Source organism: Anaerolineae bacterium (assembly GCA_013178015.1).
Classification (GTDB): Bacteria; Chloroflexota; Anaerolineae; order DRVO01; family DRVO01; genus Ch71.
The window spans coordinates 37900-56759 of the sequence record JABLXR010000017.1; the positions used below are offsets into that span (position 1 = coordinate 37900).

At 67.7% G+C, this 18860-nt stretch carries 14 protein-coding genes; 4 read left to right on the plus strand and 10 right to left on the minus strand.

Translation table 11 applies throughout. From position 1 onward, the window contains the following. Positions 1–82: 82 nt before the first annotated feature. Both HPY83_08190 and HPY83_08195 read right to left on the minus strand, forming a co-directional pair. Positions 83–1099 (minus strand): 6-phosphofructokinase, encoded by a 1017-nt coding sequence (locus HPY83_08190; protein ID NPV07926.1) that lies wholly within the window; start codon positions 1097–1099, stop codon positions 83–85. Continuing rightward, positions 1099–2091 carry a Gfo/Idh/MocA family oxidoreductase gene (locus HPY83_08195; protein NPV07927.1) on the minus strand — a complete coding sequence of 331 codons (993 nt, stop codon included), beginning with the start codon at positions 2089–2091 and terminating at the stop codon, positions 1099–1101. Before HPY83_08195 ends, HPY83_08190 begins: the two co-directional genes overlap by 1 nt. 226 nt (positions 2092–2317) lie before the next feature. Here HPY83_08195 and HPY83_08200 point away from each other — a divergent pair, with 226 nt between their 5' ends. From HPY83_08200 to HPY83_08215, 4 genes are all read left to right on the plus strand, one after another. Continuing rightward, positions 2318–3514: an ISAs1 family transposase gene (locus tag HPY83_08200; GenBank protein ID NPV07928.1), complete on the plus strand. Its 1197-nt coding sequence runs from the start codon at positions 2318–2320 to the stop codon at positions 3512–3514. Positions 3515–3652: 138 nt separating this feature from the next. After that, the gene (locus HPY83_08205) at positions 3653–4135 is read left to right on the plus strand and encodes a PRC-barrel domain-containing protein (GenBank protein ID NPV07929.1); all 483 of its coding nucleotides are present in this window, start codon (positions 3653–3655) and stop codon (positions 4133–4135) included. A gap of 270 nt (positions 4136–4405) precedes the next feature. Then, on the plus strand, positions 4406–5764 hold the full coding sequence (locus HPY83_08210) for a PRC-barrel domain-containing protein (protein ID NPV07930.1): 1359 nt from the start codon (positions 4406–4408) through the stop codon (positions 5762–5764). Between the two features lie 134 nt (positions 5765–5898). After that, on the plus strand, positions 5899–6873 hold the full coding sequence (locus HPY83_08215; GenBank protein NPV07931.1) for an aldo/keto reductase: 975 nt from the start codon (positions 5899–5901) through the stop codon (positions 6871–6873). Between the two features lie 55 nt (positions 6874–6928). On the opposite strand, the gene HPY83_08220 is transcribed toward HPY83_08215, so the two are convergent. From HPY83_08220 to HPY83_08255, 8 genes are all read right to left on the minus strand, one after another. Then, complete coding sequence (locus tag HPY83_08220; GenBank protein NPV07932.1) at positions 6929–7870, minus strand: sugar kinase; 942 nt, start codon at positions 7868–7870, stop codon at positions 6929–6931. Between the two features lie 16 nt (positions 7871–7886). Then, positions 7887–8834 (minus strand): ribose-phosphate pyrophosphokinase, encoded by a 948-nt coding sequence (locus tag HPY83_08225; GenBank protein ID NPV07933.1) that lies wholly within the window; start codon positions 8832–8834, stop codon positions 7887–7889. Next, a complete protein-coding gene (locus HPY83_08230; protein ID NPV07934.1) occupies positions 8831–9367 on the minus strand; it encodes a GNAT family N-acetyltransferase in 537 nt (178 codons plus the stop codon). The genes HPY83_08225 and HPY83_08230 overlap by 4 nt, the downstream gene beginning before the upstream one ends. A gap of 447 nt (positions 9368–9814) precedes the next feature. Continuing rightward, positions 9815–11887 (minus strand): hypothetical protein, encoded by a 2073-nt coding sequence (locus tag HPY83_08235; GenBank protein ID NPV07935.1) that lies wholly within the window; start codon positions 11885–11887, stop codon positions 9815–9817. 148 nt (positions 11888–12035) lie between these two features. Next, complete coding sequence (locus HPY83_08240; protein ID NPV07936.1) at positions 12036–12521, minus strand: redoxin domain-containing protein; 486 nt, start codon at positions 12519–12521, stop codon at positions 12036–12038. 271 nt (positions 12522–12792) lie between these two features. Further along, positions 12793–14184: an NCS2 family permease gene (locus tag HPY83_08245; protein NPV07937.1), complete on the minus strand. Its 1392-nt coding sequence runs from the start codon at positions 14182–14184 to the stop codon at positions 12793–12795. 252 nt (positions 14185–14436) lie between these two features. Further along, positions 14437–16746: a hypothetical protein gene (locus tag HPY83_08250; GenBank protein NPV07938.1), complete on the minus strand. Its 2310-nt coding sequence runs from the start codon at positions 16744–16746 to the stop codon at positions 14437–14439. Next, positions 16743–18851, minus strand: coding sequence for a hypothetical protein (locus tag HPY83_08255; GenBank protein ID NPV07939.1), 2109 nt, complete (start codon positions 18849–18851; stop codon positions 16743–16745). Before HPY83_08255 ends, HPY83_08250 begins: the two co-directional genes overlap by 4 nt. Positions 18852–18860: the final 9 nt, after the last annotated feature.

Sequence of the window (18860 nt, forward strand, 5' to 3'; positions counted from 1 at the left end):
GATCGCCGATCCGGCTACGTTTTCACCCTTCCCGAACGCCTTAGTATCGGGCGCTCGCGGTCAGGTGTGTATGGGTAGAAGGTCAGGGCTGGACCGCCAGCCCGTTGAGAGCTTGAAAGACGCCGTGGTCCGGCTGCTTGTGCCCCCCGATCACCTCAGCGAGCGGCGCCAGTTCGACGTCGTACCCCCGGCAGACGGCAACCACGCCCACACTACTGCGCGTGGCTGCGTCCACGCTACCAGGCGACGCCGATCCGCCCTGGTCCCGGCCCAGGTGAGACACGGCAGCAGCAGCGAACCTCTCCGCTAGCCACCGGTCCAGGAAGCTCGGTGCTCCTCCCCGCTGCGCGTGCCCGATCGAAGTCAGCCGCACTCGATGGCCGGCCGCCTCAGCCAGGTAGCTGGCCATGCTGGGCACGTCGCCGGCCCCTTCGGAGGCCACCGCCAGAGCGTACCCCTGCCGCGCCACGGCTGCCCGCATGCGTCTGGCCCCGTAGTCCAGATCCAAAGGGTACTCGGGTAGCAAGACGAGATCGGCATGCACCGCCTCAGCCACGGCCAACGCAATGAACCCCGTGTTCCCCCCCAGCGTCTCCAGCACGAACATTCGACCGGGCAAAGCCTGGGCGGTGTCCCGAATCGCATCGGCGAGAGCGATGGCGCGGTTGCAGGCGGTGTCGAAGCCCAGGGTGCGATCCGTGCCCGGCACATCGTTGTCTATGGTGCAGGGGATGGCCGCACAGGTCACTCCCATGGCTTCCAGCGCCGTCGCTCCGTGCCGGATACTGCCATCCCCTCCCAGCACGATGACGCCATCTATGCCTTCCCGAGAGATCACTTGCAAGATACGGTCCCGGCCACTCCGGTCGCCAACCGTGCGGTCCCGGGAAGTGCCTAGCACCGTACCTCCCCGAGCGGAGATGCCATCCACCTGTGCCGGCGTGAGCGTCTCCAGCTCGCCCTCAGCCAGTCCGGCAAAACCAGAACGCACCCCGAGAGTCTGCAGCCCCAGTCGATCGGCGTGCCGAACCGCCGACTCGATGGCAGCGTTGGTGCCAGGCGAGTCCCCTCCGCTGGTGAGTATGGCCAGACGTGGCATCACATCTCCCGCACCAAGACCGGCCGCCCCAGCCCCGCCGACCGCCAGGCCGCCTCGGTGAACTCGCTGACCCGCAAGCCGCACTCAGCGGGAACGCCCGGCTCCTCCAGGCCCAGGATGGCGCGGACAAAGTTCAGGTCGGGGTTGTTATCGGCAGGAGGGAGCTCCGGCGTCAGTGGTTCCTGCCCCACCCTGAGCACCTGGACGCCGTTGAGCCGGTCGTAGACCACGGCGCCCTCTGAACCCCACACCCCGAAGAACTCCCAGAAGGGAGTGGGCGAGGCCCCCATGATGGTCACGTTGCCCAGCGTCCCCCCCACGAAGCGAGCGACGATGGCGCTATCAATGTCCACCTCGCAGTCGTAGCGGTTGATCTCGGCGTAGACCCGATCGGCCTCCAGCCCGGTAGTCCAGAGCATCATGTCAACCAGGTGGCTGCCCGAGTCGTTGAGCTGTCCGCCACAGGATATCTCCAGGCTCTGCCGCCAGGTCCCGCGGGTGCCACGGAGCCAATCTTGGCTCAACACCAAGGAGACCATCTGCAGCCGGCCCAGGTCCCCTCCCTGGGCCATTTCACGGATGAACTGGTAGGTGGGCTCGTAGTGCCGCTGATACGAAATGGTGAGGATCTTGCCCGTCTCGTCCCGCCTGGCTATCACCGCCCGGGCATCGGCCACCGTCGAGGTCATGGGCTTCTCGCAAAGGACGTGCAGGCCGGCATCGAGCGCATCCAGTATCTGCCGGGCGTGGAAGCAGTGCGGCGAGTGGATCTCAACTCCGTCCATCGCCACCTTGTCCAGCATCTCCCGGTAGTCACTGAAGGTGGGAACATCCGCCAACTCGGGCCGCGCTTCTTTCATGCGTGCCAGGCTTGCCTCGCTCGGGTCCGACAGCGCCACCACTTCCGCCAACCCGCTGTCGTGCAGCCTCATAGCGTGGCCTATGGCGATGCCCCCAGAGCCAATGAACCCTATCCTCACCTTGTCGCCCATTTGTCCTCCGAACTGGTCCGCCCAGAAGCGCGGCAGTGGTCCCCCCGCGCGCTGGCGACGTTATGCACCCGCACCATCACCCTGTCAAGGGCCAGCCGCCCGGGTGTAGGGCTTTCTCAAAGTCGGGGAGGTGAGCGGAGCAAGGGGTGAGCCGGAGGGGATGCGAAGCGAGCCTCACTTGGTTATTGTAAAGCTGAGAAGCAAGCACTAACCAAGGAGGCTCAAGGTGCAGTATAGCACACTCTCCTCTGATCAGATGACAGCGGTGGGTCCGGTGGTCTTTGAGGTGCGCTCTCTGTGGCGCCGACTGGAGGCTCTGAGTGACAGGCGGCACCGGCAGGGCAAGCGCTATCCCCTGCCCCTGATCCTGCTCTTTGTGGTGCTGGCCAAGCTCTGCGGGGAGGATCGGCCTAGTGGGATTGCCGAGTGGGTCAGACACCGCCGAGAGCAGTTGGGGCGGGCCCTGGGGATGAAGCTGGCCCGGGTGCCTCACCACAACACCTACCGGCGGGTGCTGGCGGGGGCAGTGTGCCCGGAGGAGTTGGACCGGGCCATAGGGGCCTTCCTCCAGGAGTCGCCCCAGGCGGGTCTGGAGGTGCTGATCAGCATCGATGGCAAGACCATCCGGGGCACGGTGGACGCCCAGGACCCAGAGGGGCTCAAGTTGTTGGTGGCCTGCCTGCCCCAGAAGGGGATTGCCCTGTTGCAGGTGGCGCTGGACCCCCACACCAACGAGATCAGTGCTGCTCCGGTCCTGCTGGCCGGGCTGGACCTTGAGGGCAAGATCGTGACCGCTGATGCCCTCCACACCCAGCGGGCCCTCTCCACTCAGGTCCTGGAGGCGGGAGGGCAGTACCTGTGGCTGGTCAAGGACAACCAGCCCGCCCTGCGCGCCGATATCGAGGAGCTCTTCAGCGGTGATGATCGCACGGTGGAGGGGGGACGGCTGGGCCATGACTTTGCCCGCGCCCAGCAGGTGGACAAGGGCCACGGCCGCAGGGAGCGTCGAAGGATCACGGTGAGTGGTGAGCTCAAAGGCTACAGCGACTGGCCGGGGCTAGAGCAGGTCTTTCAGCTGGAGCGGGAGCGGGTGCAGAGCAAGACCGGCAAGCACGAGCACGAGATCGTCTACGGCGTGACCAGTCTCACAGCAGATCAGGCCTCACCAGAACGGCTCCTTGAGCTGACGCGGGCCTACTGGGGAGTGGAGAATGGCCTGCACTACCGCCGGGATGTGACCTTCCGCGAGGACGCCACCCGTCTTACCCAGGGCCAGGCCGGCCACGTCATGGCCAGCCTCAACAACCTCGTCATTGGGCTGCTGCGCCTAGCTGGCTTCACCAACCTCGCCGCTGCCCGCCGCTACTGCGCTGCTCACCTGGCCTACGCCCTTGCCCTCCTCACCTCCTCACCGCAAACATGAGAAAGCCCTACGCCCGGGTGCAATTCCGCCTGGGGTTGGACTGGGCGAGGGCAGCAGCCTCCGATACCTCGGGCCGCACCGAGGGCCGGTGCCCCACCGCCTCCTTCCTCGGTGCCCTCAGGGCAGGCTCTGAGCCCCTTGGCGTCATCTCGAGCACGCTCTCACCATCATGCCAAGCTTCACCTCCGTCATCCCGAGCGCAGCACCTTCCGCGGTAGCCAGCTCACGGGCTACGCCGTCCGTGACGCTACTGGCGAGGACACTCTGGGCGAGATCTCTGACTTCGTGATCGAGTTCGGCCAGCAGGGCCTGGGCGAGGCCGGCCAGTCACCCTTCGGTGCTCCCGCTCCCGTCGCCGCTCGGGCGAAGTACGCCATCGTAGGGTTCGGCGGCTTCCTCGGCATAGGGGAGCAGTACGCGCTCGTCCCCTTTGAGGCAATGAGCGTAGATCCCGACCCCTCCGTAAGGACCTTCTACCTGCCCACCACCCGGGAGGCCTTCGAGAGCTCGCCTCGCTTCAGCCACGATATCCTCCCCGGTGAACTCTCGCCCGGCTGGGACGATGAGTTCGCCGGATTCTGGCACACCGAGCTGGGCTGGGAAGAGACCGCACGCTGGTAGGACGGCGATGCAGCGCGCGGAACCCGGCCGACTTCCACGCGGCGGCCGGAGGTAGCCCCAGGAAGACCTCAGATGGCGGGAGGGGCCGGTCGCCCCTCCCGCCGCTTCATGCCCACGCCACTGGCCTCATCATCCCTTGGGGACAGCATGCCCCTCTTCCGATGACGACCTCGATCGGCAGCTTCCGGATTGCGCTCCACAGACGCCGCCAGTTGTGGTACAGTTGGCGTCAGTTAGGTATCTCTTGCAGTTGGCTTGAGGAGTCAGCAGATGAGAGCACTCATGAAGGTGCCACAACCCCTCGCGGCGGTTCTCCTGACCATCGGCGTCCTGTGTCTGGCCCTTGCCCCGACCAGCAGAGCCTGGGCCCAGGAGCCTACTCCCGTCCCCCAACCGGGGACGACGACTGAGCCGGAGCGGGTCATACAGGCGGGGCGCCTTCTAGGGTACCCCGTGCTCAGCCTCCAGGGAGAGACGCTGGGCACTGTCGAGGACCTGGTGGTGGAGCTCAGCTCCGTCCTCAGCGCCGCCCGCCTCACCGCACCGGTCGAAGGTCCCAGCCGATTGACCTACGCCGTCATCAACCTCCCTCTTCCGCAGGGACAGGGCAGCCGGACGGTGGCCGCCCCCCTGGCCGGCTTTGCCATTGACCTGGAGCAAGGCGCACTCAGAACCGCCATCCAACGCGGGTTGCTGATCGCCGCACCCGCCTGGAACCCAGAGGCGCTGCTAGAGCCCAGCGACGTGCCCTGGGATCAGGATGTGCGCGCTTACTGGTTGCGCGTGAGCGTCCCAGTCCCCCAGCAGGCCGCCCCCGGGATCAGCGTGCCCGGGCCGGCGCTGCCGCTCACCCAGCTCCTGCAGTATCCCATCACCGTGCTGGACGCCGATCAGCCGGCGACCTTCGAAGACCTGCTGGTAGACATCAGCGTAACTCGGGTCCAGCTCCTCCCCGAGCTGCCCTCTGAAGATCAGCCGGTACTGACGCCCACTCCCAGTTCGGCCAGAGTCATCTACGCTCTGGTGCAGTTCGAGCGGCAAGTGCTCATCCCTATGAGCGCCCTGCACCTGGACGACGTGGATCAGAGGTTCATCCTGGCGGCCAGTCGCGCCATCCTGACCGGAGTCCCGGGCTTCACCGGCACCGAGCAGGGGTGGGACGACCCGGTCCGGCGCTTCTGGATGGGGCTGGGCTTCCCCGTGCCGCCCCTGGGGCCGGAGACGCCCGACCTGTTCCCCAGCGTCACTGTTCCGGCGTCGGTGGGCAGCCTGCTCTTCACTGCCAACGAGCTCATCGGCCACACCATCGTCAGCCTGGAGAACCAGATACTGGGGGTGATACGAGACCTGGTGGTCGAGGTGGCCCTCCCCGGGACGGACATGGAGAACCGGGTGCCCTTCGCTGTAGTCGGGTTCGGGGGGTTCCTGGGCATCGGCGAGACGTTGGTAACTGTACCTATGAGCGCCCTCTCGCTGGATCAGGTGCGCGACCTGTTCGTGTTGGACGCCAGTCAGGAGGAAGTGCGACAGGCTCCCCGGTTCCTGCGAGAGCAGTTGCCCTCCGTGGTCGAGCCCGACTCCTATACCACGGTGATCGAGTACTGGGAGCGAGTGCTGACGGGACCTTGATGCGACACCAATGCCACTGATAGCATAGCGATTCACGCCGATCTTCGATCTGTCTTGCTCTCGTGATCTGCGTGCATCAGTTCATCATCAGCGGCATCAGCGTTCCATTCTGCTGTCAAACGGGGAGGGGCAAAATGCAGTACCGCACCTTGGGCCGGACCGGCGTCCAGGTCTCAGCGCTCTGTTTCGGCACCATGTCGTTCGGCGGGGACGCCGACGAGGAGACTTCTGCGGCCATGTTTCGTCGTTGCCGCGATGCCGGAATCAACTTCTTCGACTGCGCCGACGTCTACAGTCGTGGCCGCGCCGAGGAGATCCTGGGGCGGCTGATTCGCGGTTCCCGCGACGAACTGGTCATCACCTCCAAGGTCATGGGGCAGATGGGCGAGGACATCAACTCCCGCGGGCTCTCCCGCCGCCACATCATGCTCGCCGCCGAGGACAGCCTCAGGCGCCTGGGCACCGACCGACTCGATCTCTACTTCCTTCACAACTGGGACCCCACCCAGCCCATCGAGGAACCCCTGCGCGCCCTCGAAGACCTGACGCGGCAGGGCAAGGTGGTCTACCCCGCGGTGAGCAACTGGGCCGCCTGGCAGATCGCCAAGGGGCTGGGAATCCAGGCGCAGCGGGGATGGACCCGGTTCGAATGCCTCCAGCCCATGTACAACCTGGTCAAGCGACAGGCCGAGGTGGAGATACTGCCGCTCGCCAGGGCCGAGCAGGTGGGTGTGATCACCTATAGCCCCCTAGGAGGCGGCCTGCTCTCTGGCAAGTACGGCACCGGAGCCCGCCCCGAGCACGGACGCCTAGTGGACAATTCCACCTACGCCAGCCGCTACGGCGAGCAACGCTACTACGAGATCGCAGACCGCTTCGTCGCCCACTCCCGCGAGCGCGGCCTTCACCCGGCCACCCTGGCTGTGGCCTGGGTTATGTCCCACCCGGCGGTCACTGCGCCCATCATCGGAGCCCGCAACCTGGAGCAGCTGGAGCCGTCCCTGGCCGCAGCCGAAGTCCCCATGACCCCGGAGTGGCGGGCGGAGATCTCCGCCCTCTCGGTGGAGCCGCCCCCCGCCACCGATCGCAGCGAGGAGACGCAACGCTGATACTGCGCTGATCCCCGCTGATACCCTGTGGTTCTCCCCTTCGGATCAGCGTGAATCAGGGTGTGATTCCAGCTAGGGCCAGGGCAGCAGACAAGTCGGGCGCCCCTTCCATGGGACCCAGCTTGGTGATGGAGAGCGCTCCGACGGCGTTGGCAAAACGGGCCACCCGAGGCAGGTCCCAGCCCCACAGCAGGCCCACCAGGAAGGCAGCGTCGTAGCAGTCCCCGGCACCAGTCGGGTCCACCTCCTGCACCGGGAAGGAAGGGACGGGCAGCACTTCTGTGGCGGAATACACCGTGCTGCCCTCTGCCCCCCGCTTGAGGGCCACGATGCGGCCGCCGCGGGCCAGGTCCCGGGCCGCCTCCCCGTCCGAAGGGGCCCCGGTGAGCATGCGCGCCTCCGCGCCGGAGGGTAGCACCACGTCGGCGACTTCCAACACGGGGGCGCATACCTCCCGCACCCGCTCCAGCCCTAGGAGCTCTGGCCTCAGGTTTGGGTCCAGGCTCACCCGGGCCCCGGCCTCCCGTGCCAGCCGCACCGCCCGGTAGCAGGCCTCCCGGGAGGAGTCGCTCAGGGCGAGCGCCGAGCCCATCACGTGCAGGAAGCGGGCGCGGGCGAAGTAACCCTCGGGCACGTCCTCGGGGCCGAGCGTCCCGGCAGCGGCGTGGCGCAGGTGGAAGATGAAGCGACGGCTGCCGTCGGCGAAGTAGGCCACGAAGGCGCAGCCAGTGGTGTGTTCCGGCGCCACCCGAAGGCAGCTCAGCTCCACGCCGTCCTGCTCCAGCCGGCGACGCAGGCACAAGCCGAAGTCGTCCTCCCCCACCACGCCGATGAACCCGGTGCGCGCCCCCAACCGGGCGGCAGCGTCGGCGAAGATGGCCGGCGCCCCACTGGGGAAGGGCCCCACGAAGGGCCCGGCCCGGTCCAGAGGCAGGTCGCGCTCCGGACGCATGATCTCGACCAGGGCTTCACCGATGGCAATGATCTCCGGAGTCACAGCCCCTCCAGCCTCCCTACTCCCCGAACAGCTCTCCCACCGAGATGCCGTAGTGAATGCGGCGTATCACCTCGGCCAGCAAGCTCGCCACCGATAGCACGGTCAGGTTGGGCAACCGCTTCTCCGCCGGAATCGCCAGGGTGTTGGTGGTGATGAGTTCCGTCACCTCCGCTGCAGCCAGCCTGGCCACCGCCTCCCCCGCCAGAACCGCGTGGGTGAAGGCGATGTAGATGTCCCTGGCGCCCTGCTGCTTCAGAATCTCCACCGCGCTGATCACAGTGCCCCCGGTAGCTATCTCGTCTTCAACAATGATACAGTCCTTGTCTGCCACCTCCCCGATCACCGTCAGCGATTCGGTGGTGCTGCCCTTGCGTCCGGAGCGGCGCTTCTCCACGAAGGTGAGAGGCAGGTCCAAGGCCTCAGCGTAGTTGCGGGCCTTCTTGGCGAACCCCAGGTCGGCGGTGGTGATGACCGCCTGGCTCAGGTCTTTCTCCTTCAGGTACTCGCTCAGGATGTGGAAGGCCGTCAGTTCGTCCACCGGGATGTTGAAGAACCCCTGTATCTGCCCCGCGTGCAGGTCTATGGTAACCACGCGATCGGCTCCCGCCGTGGTGATCATGTCCGCCACCAGCCGGGCGGTGATGGGCACACGGGGCTGATCCTTCTTGTCCGTCCGGCCGTAGGCGTAGTAGGGCACCACGGCAGTGATCTGCCCGGCGCTGGCTCGCTTGAGCGTATCTATCATGATCAGGAGTTCCATGATGCTGCGGTTCACCCAGGGATAGGTGGGCTGGATGATATAGACGTCCTGACCCCGCACGCTCTGATGCAATCTGACGAAGATGTTCTCATTGGGAAAGTCCACGATATCCACGCCGCTCACGGAGATGCCCAGCCGCTCCGCGATCTCCTGCGCCAGGGCAGGGTTGGCGCGCCCACTCAGGATCTTGATGCTACCGGTCACCGTACCTCCCCACCGATTCGCTCGAATTCGTCCTTGAGCACAGCCATCACGTGCACGTCCCAATATCGGCCGTCCTTGTACGCCGCCTGGCGCAGCGTGCCCTCGAGGACGAACCCGCACTTCTCGTAAGATCGCAAGGCCCTCAAGTTGTCCGAGTGCACGTTCAGAAAGACTCGGTGCAGGTTGAGCTGGTCGAAGGCGAAGGCCAGCAGCAGCCTCATGGCGTCGGTGCCGTAGCCGCGCCCCCAGCATTCCTTGGCTCCGATGAAGATCCCCGCTTCCGCCAGGCGATAGCGAGTGTGGATGCCGTGCAGCCCGATCCCCCCGATGTGGCGGCCTTCGAGGGTCTCGATGGCGAACACCTCCTGACCGCCATCCCCTCTCAGGCGCTCGAACCAGTGCTCCTCGTCTTCCAGGGACAGCGGCCGGTAGAAGTTGAGATGGCGCCTCACCTCGGGATCGGCGATCCACTCCACGTAGCGCGGCAGGTCCTCGCGGGTGACGGGCCGGAGGCGGACGAGTGAACCTTGCATGAGGGGGCCACCCTCCAAGGAAAACTGATGGTGCCGATGATACGCCGATGTCCCCGGATAGGGAAGAGAAGCGGAGAGCGCCCCGCCGGCGGAGACGAGTCTTCGTGCGCGACCCCTCTCAGGCCCCGCCCCTGAGGACTCCGCGCCCCCACCCCACGTCTCCCACTGGAGCCCCTTCGCGCATGGGCGCGCGAACTCCTCGAGAGGTAGCAACCACTCTTCCTCGCGAGGAGTCCGCGCCCCCAGGCGCGGGGCCCCACGGAGAAGTCTGCCACCAGGGCTCTCTCGCGCGTGGGCGCGCGAACTCCTCGAGGGGTAGCGAACTCCGGGGCCAGGAGGACACGAACCCTGCGCCTTCGCCTCCGTCAAGACGGGCGCGACCTCGCGCTCAGCTCCTCCCCGCTCCGAACTCACGCAAGAGAAGAGACACCACCCGGCATCGGCGTCCTACGCCCCATCGCGCTCCACGCGCCCATCTCTCATAGTGAAGGGGCCCAGGAGCAACGTGTCACTCCCTGCGTCAGGGTCCGCCAGCAGCAGGCGCTCGCCGGTGCTCAGCAGGTACCAGCCGATCTCGACGTAATACTCGCCATCAGGAAGGCCCTCGGGCAAATCGAGAGTGTGGCTGTCCACCACTATCTCGCCCGGTCTCCAGTGCGAAGTGGGATAGGTGCCTGCCCCTGGCATAGAGTCGGACTGGCACCACAAGGGAGTACCTGTCTCCGGGTTGGGCGGTCCGATGAAGTGGACGAAAGCGGTGTAGTCCTCAGGCTGGCTGGAGTCGGCGCTCCAGAAGACGTAGAACCTCACCTGGTTGATGCGAGGCAGCTCCACCCGGACTGCCAGCCCCTCCAGCGCAATCCCGGTCTCCCATCGGGCGGTGAGCCGAGGCATGCGGGGAGGAGCGGGGAATCTGGGCTCCAACCCCAGGAGAGCGACCGCGTAGGCCTGCCCCAGGCGGTCGCGGAAGACGTGCTCTTCGACCGCCTCAGGGTAGAGGGTGCGGACCTTGCTCAGGGTGAGATGGTCCTCCCTCACCAGCACCAGGTACTGCACCGGCCCAGCACCGCCCGGAGGCAGGACGAAGGTCTCCCGGCCATCGAACGTCGCCGGGCCGCCCACATCGCGCATGACGAAGTGGAGAGTGGCGTGGTCGGGCCGCACCGGGCTCAGGTACACGCGCTGGCCTTCCAGCGTCGCCTGGCGCATGTACTGGCCGATCTGGTAGATGCCCTCATCGAAGGCATAGTACAGGGCATTGTCGGTGCCCCAACGGACGAAGTACTGGTGCAGCGCCTGCCCAGCATGGCCCACCAGAACCGCAGAGGCCACTAGCCCCGCCACCCACCGCCGTCCCGACAGCCGCAGGACCAGGCCGCGCCACTCATCCAGCCCCCACCCCACCAGTAGGCATAGCGGAGGCGCCGCTCCGATGGCCCGCTGGAAGCTAGGGGCATGGTCCGTGAGCACGCTGGGCAGGAGCATGATCCCGAACCACGCCAGCAGCAACCCGGCAGCCGGCCCGCGGCGCCCGCGGAAGGCGAACAGCAGCCCCACCAGTCCAGGCAGGGCCAGCCAGGGGGTGAGGGCGGGGGCGCCGGGCAAGTTGTTGCGCGGGTTCGCGTCCCCCTGCACGAACAGAGCCTTGGCCCAGGCCCACACGTTGGCGGCCACGGTGACGACCCGCTCCCTCGGCTCTCCCTTGATCAACACCTGCCCCGCCCGGTGACTAAAGCTGTCCGGATGCCGGAGGAAGTAGGCCGCCAGCGGGGCGACCACCAGTGCTGCCGTAACCGCCACCAGCCCCAGGTTAAGCGCCACCCTTCGCCTCTCCGGACGGCCCGAGCGCCACAGCCACACCGCGCCCCACACAGCCACCACCACGGGCAGAAGCCTGGCGGCCATGTAACCATACAGGGCCAGTCCCAGGAACCCACCGGAGGCAACGTACCAGGCGCGTCGCCCGCTGCGCCATCCCAGCAGCAGGCACAGGAGGGCGGCATTCCCCAGCAGCGGCAGCAACTCCACCCGCAGTCCGTAGCGGCTGAAGTGCAGGTCCCAGGGCAGGAAGGCCTGCACCAGCGCCGCCAGTACCGCCGGCCAGCGACTGCCGGGGAACAGCAACCGGCCGATGCCGTAGGTGAGTGGGACGGCCAGCACCCCGGCCACGGCGGAGACAGCCCGGATGAGCGCCGGGCCAGGGGGGAACAGACTGAATGCCGCCGCCAGCAGGTAGATGAAGAGGGGCTCGCGCCCGAAGTTGCCCTCGAAGAACACGGGCCGGTGGCCCTGGAGAACGCCGAGCGCATCCAGAGCGTTGTACGCCTCGTCGAAGTGAAGCCCCGGCGGAACCTGCTCCAGGCCGGGGAGGCGCACCGCCCCCGCCACTAGAATTAGCAGCGCCACCACGACCGCCTCGGGCCTTCTCAGCCGCCGCGCGTTGCCCGTGGGCACGGAGACGCCCACTCTCGCGTCAGGCAGGATGTCACGGTGGATGGCCAGTGTCGCCTCCGGCAGCAACTGCTACACCTTCGGAGGAGACATCTACACCCACGTAAGTGAGAGTGTCAAATCATACGGCCTACCATAGTTGCAGCACGATGCTAGATTGGCCGACCTGACGGCAACGAACCTACGGCGCAACCTGCGCCGGCCACTCGGGCGCCCCTCACTCCGGACACTGGATCTGAATGTACTCCAGCCAACCCAGTATATCGCCCGCCTCGGGCCAGCCCTCCTCACCCTCCGGCAGGAAGCGAGCGTAGACGGTGCCCCACCGGTCCAGCACGAAGACCGCCGGTCGCAGTTCGCCCTCCGGGCCAGCAGCGCCCACGGCCAGGTGAGCCTCGCCGCTCTCGTCCGCCAGGACGGAGAAGGGCAGGCGGGCCCGACGGGCGAAGGCGAGGGCTCCGGCCTCCGACCGCGGAATCACCAGGAGTACCAGGGCCCGCTCCAGCTCCAGATCCTCCTCTCGAGAAGCCAGCTTCCGAAGGAGGGCGCTGGCTGCTCCCTCCTCGTGCCCACCGGAGAACACCACGACCAGGTTGTGGCGGCCTCGATAGTCGTCCCGGTCTACCCGGCGCGCGTCGCTCGAAGGAAGACGGAACCCGGGCATCCTCTCGCCCACCGCGGGGAGGCTCTTCACACGGCGCATGGCTTACGCTCCTCCTGACAGCTCAGCTAACGTCACTCGACCCGCCGACGACACGCACGCCGGCATGGCCCCATTATCGGGGCGATGGACCCGGAAGCAAACTCCCTGCCTTGCACCCCGAGGAGGGCGCTCCCCCGGCCAGGCGGCCGGGGGAGTGCCCTCCGCCACATGCACCTCAGCGGAGAGGAAACGCGCCCTATCGGCAAGGATTCGGCGTGCCTCTCCTTTCCATCCTATCTGCGGTCTCAGCGTTCTCTGCGGTGAACTCCCCCTACAGCAGCGCCTGGATGGCGGGCAGCGCCAGGTACAGGACGAAGGCCACGGCCGTGCCGTAGAGCAGGCCGCTCACCTGTCGGCCTTTCCCCATAGCCACCTTCAGGAAGACGTAGGTGACGAAGCCCCAGGCGATGCCGTTGGTGATGCTCCAGGCGAAGGGCATGAACACGATGGTGAACAGAGCGGGCACCCCTTCCTCGATCCTGTCGAAGGGTATCTCCCGCACCTGCTGCACCATCAGGAAGCCGACCAGGATGAGGGCCGCCGCCGTCGCTTCCTGCGGCACTACCCCGGCCAGGGGCGACAGGAACACGGCCAACAGGAATAGAATGCCCACCACCACCGAGGTGAGTCCGCTGCGGCCGCCTTCCTCCACTCCCGCAGCGCTCTCGATGTAGGTGGTGGCGCTGCTGGAGCCGGCGATGCCGCCGAACATGGCTGCCAGCGAGTCCACCACCAGAATCTCGCGCAGACGAGGCATGCTGCCCGTGCGCTCGTCCACCCAACCGGCCTGGGCGCCGATCCCGATGACCGTGCCCATGGTGTCGAAGAAGTCGGAGAGCATAAACGAGAAGATGGTGAGCGCTGCCGTGATGACCCCCAGCTTGCCGAAGACGCCCAGGTTCAGGCCCGATCCGAAGGTGGCGAAGGAGGGAGCCACCAGGATCTGGTCCAGCGGCGGGATCTCGGCTGCGCCCGGAACCACGGAGGTCGGGTTGCCGGTCAGGTAGCGCAGGGCGATGGCGAACACGGTGGTGCCCAGGATGCCCCAGAGCAAAGCGCCCCGGACCCGGCGCGCCAGCAGCAAGAGCGTGAACAGCAACCCCACGACGGCCACCAGGATGGGCAAGGAGTTGTACAGGCCCAAAGCGGTGAGAGGACCGGTGAGAGAACCATCAGGGAGTGGGAACACCCCGGTCCGCACGAAGCCGGCGTTGAAGAGGCCGATGAACAGGATGAAGAGGCCGATCCCCACCGATATGGCCCGCTTCAGGCTCATGGGGATGGCGTTCATGATAGCTTCCCGCAAGCCCGTAAGGACCAGGATGGTGATGAGCAACCCCTCCAGGAAGATGACCCCCATGGCCTCCTGCCAGGTGAGCCCCAGTTCGGCGTTGGTCAGGACCAGGGCCACCAGCGCCGAGTTGATGCCCATGCCCGGGGCGATGGCGTAGGGGTAATTGGTCCACAGACCCATCAGCAGCGTCATGGCCCCGGCCACCACGCAAGTGGCCACCAGGGCCGGCCCGGCGGGAACGCCCGCTGCCGACAGGATTGACGGGTTCACGAAGATGATGTAGGCCATGACCATGAAGGTCGTCAGCCCGGCGACGATCTCCGTCCGTACGTTGGTGCCGCGTTCCTTGAGTCGGAAGAACTCCTCCATCCTGTCCTCCCCCGAGCACGGTCTGCGTGCGCTGATCTAGCCCGGCGCCGGGCGCAGGCCTCCACACGCCACCGGCGCCAGCCTACCTGCAAAGCAAGTGCATTGTGCGTGCCAGTTCACAACCAACGCTTGCTGCGGAGAGCGCCAAGAGCGCGCGAAGGGAGCAGTGTAAGGAAGGGACGGAATGGGCGCAGCCGGACGACGACAGGTACCCACCACGTCCCAGGGCGGGCCACGCCCCCACCTCCCAAGTCAAGGCGAGAAAGGCACGTCCACAGCGTCCACCCCGCCCGTCCACTCGAGCCGCTGCCCGCTGTCGGCATCGTAGAGCCCCACCCGCACCAGAGTCGGCGCAGTCCCTGAAGGAAGCACGAGGCCGTGCCGATCCACGATGGCCTCTCCCGGCCGCCAGGTACTGGTCGGTCGGGTCCACCCCACGGGGACGGCGTCACTCTGCGCCAGCAGGGCCCCGGAGCGGTCCAGCACGTGCACGAACACCTTGTAGTCCCGCGAGGGCCGCGAGTCGGCCAGCCAGGTGAGGCGCACCAGCAAATCGTCCCCTTGCCTGAGCGTGGCCACCTCCTGTAGCACCGCCCCGTCGACCGTGCGCCGGTCCACGCCAGTGGCCGCCAGCGGGCCGGAGGCCATCAGGTACAGGGACAGGCGGCGATCGCCGGAGCCGGCGGTCAGGGCAGGGTAGGCGTCGTCGCCCAGCCACGATTCCGCCCCCGTCCCTGAGGCTTCGGCTAGCACCCAGAAGCGCCGATAGCGCGACACCAGCCCGGCCGGCAGGTCCTCGTCGGGCGCAGCCGTCGAGTATACCGGCAGGCGCCCCTCGTAGCGGTCGGAGAAGGGCACCGAGTCGGCGGGGACTAGAGCCAGCAACGCATCGCCGGGCCGCTCCTGTGCCTCGACCAGTCGCAGCAGGGGGTCGAGCGCGTGAGTGCCGCCTGCGTGAGAGCGGACCAGCGACAGGCTCCACGAGCCCACCAGCGCCAGGGCGGCCACCGCCAGCAGGACACCAGCCCGTCCCCGCAGGGCGCGCAGGAGCGCCGCCGTCGCCAACCCCAGTGTGACTAGGAGCACCCCCAGAGCGGAGAGGTCGAGAGGCGCAGGGGCGCCCGCCCGCCGGGCCCAGGCGAAGTCCAGGGCCTCCGGCCGGACGTAGGCCCACTGGCGCAGGAGGGGCGAGTAGGCCGGGTCCCAGAAGGTGCGTCCGTCGAAGAGGGGCAGGCCGGTCAGAAGCAGGTCGTCCTGAAAGGGGGCGAAGTGGACCAGGGAGCCCAGCACTTGCGGCACCAGGCTGAGAGCGCCCAGGGCGAGGAAGCCCCCTCGCCACGGCCCGCCCCGCTCCCACACCGGCGCCAAGGCCAGGGCCAGAAAGGGCAGCGTGGGCAGCAGGAAGCGAGGCCCCCAGCAGTAGCCCCCATGCCACATGAACCACTTGCCGTAGATGAGCACGTGCAGGACGAAGACGCCCAGCACCAGCCAGGCGGTCTCGGCGTCGCGCCGCCGGAGCCCGAGCCATCCGGGAAGGGCCAGGAGCAGGATGGGGGCGTACAGGAACAGGCCCCGGCCGGGGCTCACCAGCAGCCCGGCCACCCCGGCTACCAGGTCTCCGGAGAACGACTCCTGAGGCAGGTACCCGCTCGTCAGGGGGTGGCCGAAGCGGATCAGGTTGAACCACCCGGACAGGGCCACGAAGATGGCTAGCCCCAAGCCGAAAGCCAGCAGATGGGTCAGGCGCCACCCCGTCCCCCCACCCCTGGCCTGAGCGGAAGAAGGGGAAGGCAAAGCCCGCTCGCCCTCGGCCCCTCTCCCGCCCGTGGCTGAGGCGAGATCTAGCTCCCCCCGTCCTGTCCAGCGAAGAGCCTGTCTTGAGCCCGACAAAGGAGGGGTTGGGGCGGTCAGGCCGGCTCTCTCCCACCAGAGCGCCAGGGCGAAGACCGGGGCCAGCGCCAGCGAGGTGGTGCGGGTGAGGACGGCGACGCCGAGCGCCGCTCCTACCCCTGCCGCCATCAGCGCCGACGGCCGCGCCCGGTAGCGCAGCCAGCCGGCGAAGGCGCCGAATAGGGCCAGCCCGGTGAGAGGATCGCTGAAGAAATACTTGCCGTAAGGCAACACGGGCGTGGCCAGCCCCAGCGCCAGCGCCGCCACCAGTGAAGCCGCCAGCGAGTAGCCCAGCCCAAGCAAGCACCGGTACAGCAGCCAGCCGGTGCCGGCAGCGACCAATGGGCCCAGCAGCATGGAGGCCTGGAACAGGCCCACCGCCTTCGTCCGCAGGCCCAGCCGGGCCAGCGGCAGCGCCGCCAGGCTTTGCCCCATGCCCTTGCGCGAGTAGAGCTCCCCGTCGGGGCCGAAGGACCCCTGCTGCAACCCCATCCACAGAAAGGAGTTCATGTCCAGGTCGCCGCGCCGCACCAGGCTCTCGGCGGTAGCGAGCATGGCAATGCCATCGCTGGAGTGGGGCACGCCGCTGAAGTTGAGGGCCTGCACCGCGAGGAGCAGGAGGAACAGGGCCGCTCCCACCCGCCGGCCTCGAGTAGCCTCCCCCACCTTCATCGCGGCGCCACTCGAACGCCCGAGCCCACCTCCAGGTCGGCCAGCACGCGGTAGTCGCTTCCGTCCGCGGTGAGCAGGCGGCGCCCCGACTGGGGTTGGTACAACCCCACCAGCAGCAGGTAGCGCCCCTCGGCCAGGCCCCTCAGGTCAAGCGGGTGCCGACCCAGGACGTTCCCCTCGCCCCAAGCCGGAGGTCCATCGCTTTGGGTCAGGGGACGCAGGTCCTCGGCGGTAAGATGCAGAAAGGCGGACGTGGACATTTCCAGCGGCCCATCGCGGCGCCAGATCAGCTCGACCGTCAGCGCCTCCCCGCCCTCCGCCACCGCCCACCGCCACGCCACCAGCTCCACCGAGGGCCCGAAGCGGACCCCCGGCTCCAGCACCGTCAGCCCAGCGCGGGGAATCCAGTGGGAGAGGCGATACGGCCCCGACTCCACCTCGCCCACCAAATAGGCAAGGGCCGCGAGCGCGCGCCTTGCATCAGGGGCGAGAGTCGGCTCGTCCTCCCGAGGCAGAGCAAGCCACAGGCCCGTCGCCGGCAGAGCCGCCACCTGCCGCTCCAGATACCCGCTCAGGTCGCCGTCGTGGGGGCGGTCGTCCAGCGTGCGCAGGTGCAGAGAGCGATGCAGGTGGGGATAGAAGCGCTCCAGGTCAGGCTGGCGCAAGAACAGGAGCGTCTCCCCCGGCCGGCTCTCCGCTTGCAGGAACTCCACCGCCGGTCGGGCCGGGTCCGCCAGGTAGCGAGAGCGGGAGTAGGCCTCCACCAGCCGCCAGGAGAGCAGGGCCAGCCCCACCACCGCCAGGACGGCAGCAGCCGGGGCCAGCCGACGCAGGAGTGCCAGCGGCCAGGGCCGGCCCAGGTAGTCCAGCGCCAGGCCGCTCGCCAGACCCAGCAGGAGCACCGTCCGCGCCGAGGTCGTGAGCACCAGCAGCCAGTCTTCCTCCGGCAGCAGGATGAAGTACCCGTGGGACTCGAGGTAGTTGACGAACGTTAGACTCAGCGCCAGCACGACCCCCCGCCAGTCCGGCCACAGCACGGCCACGAAAGGCAGCAGCCAGAGCAGGTACTGCGGGCTCCAGCCCTTGCTCAGCACGAAGAGCGAGGCCAGGCTTAGGCCGGCGAAGGCCACCGCGGTGCGGGGTCGGTGCCAGTCGGCCCGAGCCAGGTACAGCCCGAGGTATAGCCCCGCGAACGCCAGGGTGAGAAGCCCGTAAGGCACCCGGCCCTGCCAGGCCGGCCCGCTCAGTGCCGCCAGGTCGCGCACGTCCGCCGGAGCTACCCCAAACCCGTAGTACCCGTCCAGCACCGCCCAGACAGTCTGCCAAGGTGGGCGGATGCGCTGGACGTCCAGGGGCGCCAGGAGCAGCCGAGGGTTCAGATAGAGAAAGGGCGCCGCCACGGCCAGCACGGCGGCCGCGCCCCCGCCGAGGTAGCGAAGAACAGCCCGCCCGGCGACAACCTGTCGAAGATACGTTCGGTCAGGCGCCAGGCGACGCAGGCCCACCGGGAAGGCCAGGGCGGGCAGCAACTTGGTCATCGCTCCCACTCCGCCCGCGAGCCCCGCCAGGACCCATCGGCCCTCCAGAGCCAGCCACAGTGACAGCAGCAGCAGGAACACAGGCAGGCTGTCGAAGTGAGCCTGGGCGGTGTAGGCGGGCAGGAACAGCAGAGCGTAGAACGCCGCCGACCGCAGGGCCCGTCCGCGTCCCCCCACGCGGCGGGCGAGAGCATGCACCATGGTCAAGGTGCCGGCCTCGGAAATAGCCATCACCGAGCTCAGGAGCAAGTTGAACACCAGCTGGGGCTGCTCCCAGGGCGGCAGCAGGAGCGAGAGTCGGTACAGGCCCACCAGCAGCCAGGGAAACACGGGCGGGTAAGGGCTCCAGATGTTGACGTAGGGGTATAGGCCCCGGTCGGACAGGGCGGCATACTCGCGGTAGTAGTAGTAGTCGGAGAAGTCGGCCAGGAACCCGCCCGGCCGGAACAGGAACAGCGAGCCCAACCTGAAGGCGACGAACAGCGCCAGCAGCAGCACAAAGCCGCCACCGTGCCCAAGGGAACGCTGGTGCGCCTGATAGAACGCTGATCCACGCTGATCTTTCACCATAGTCTC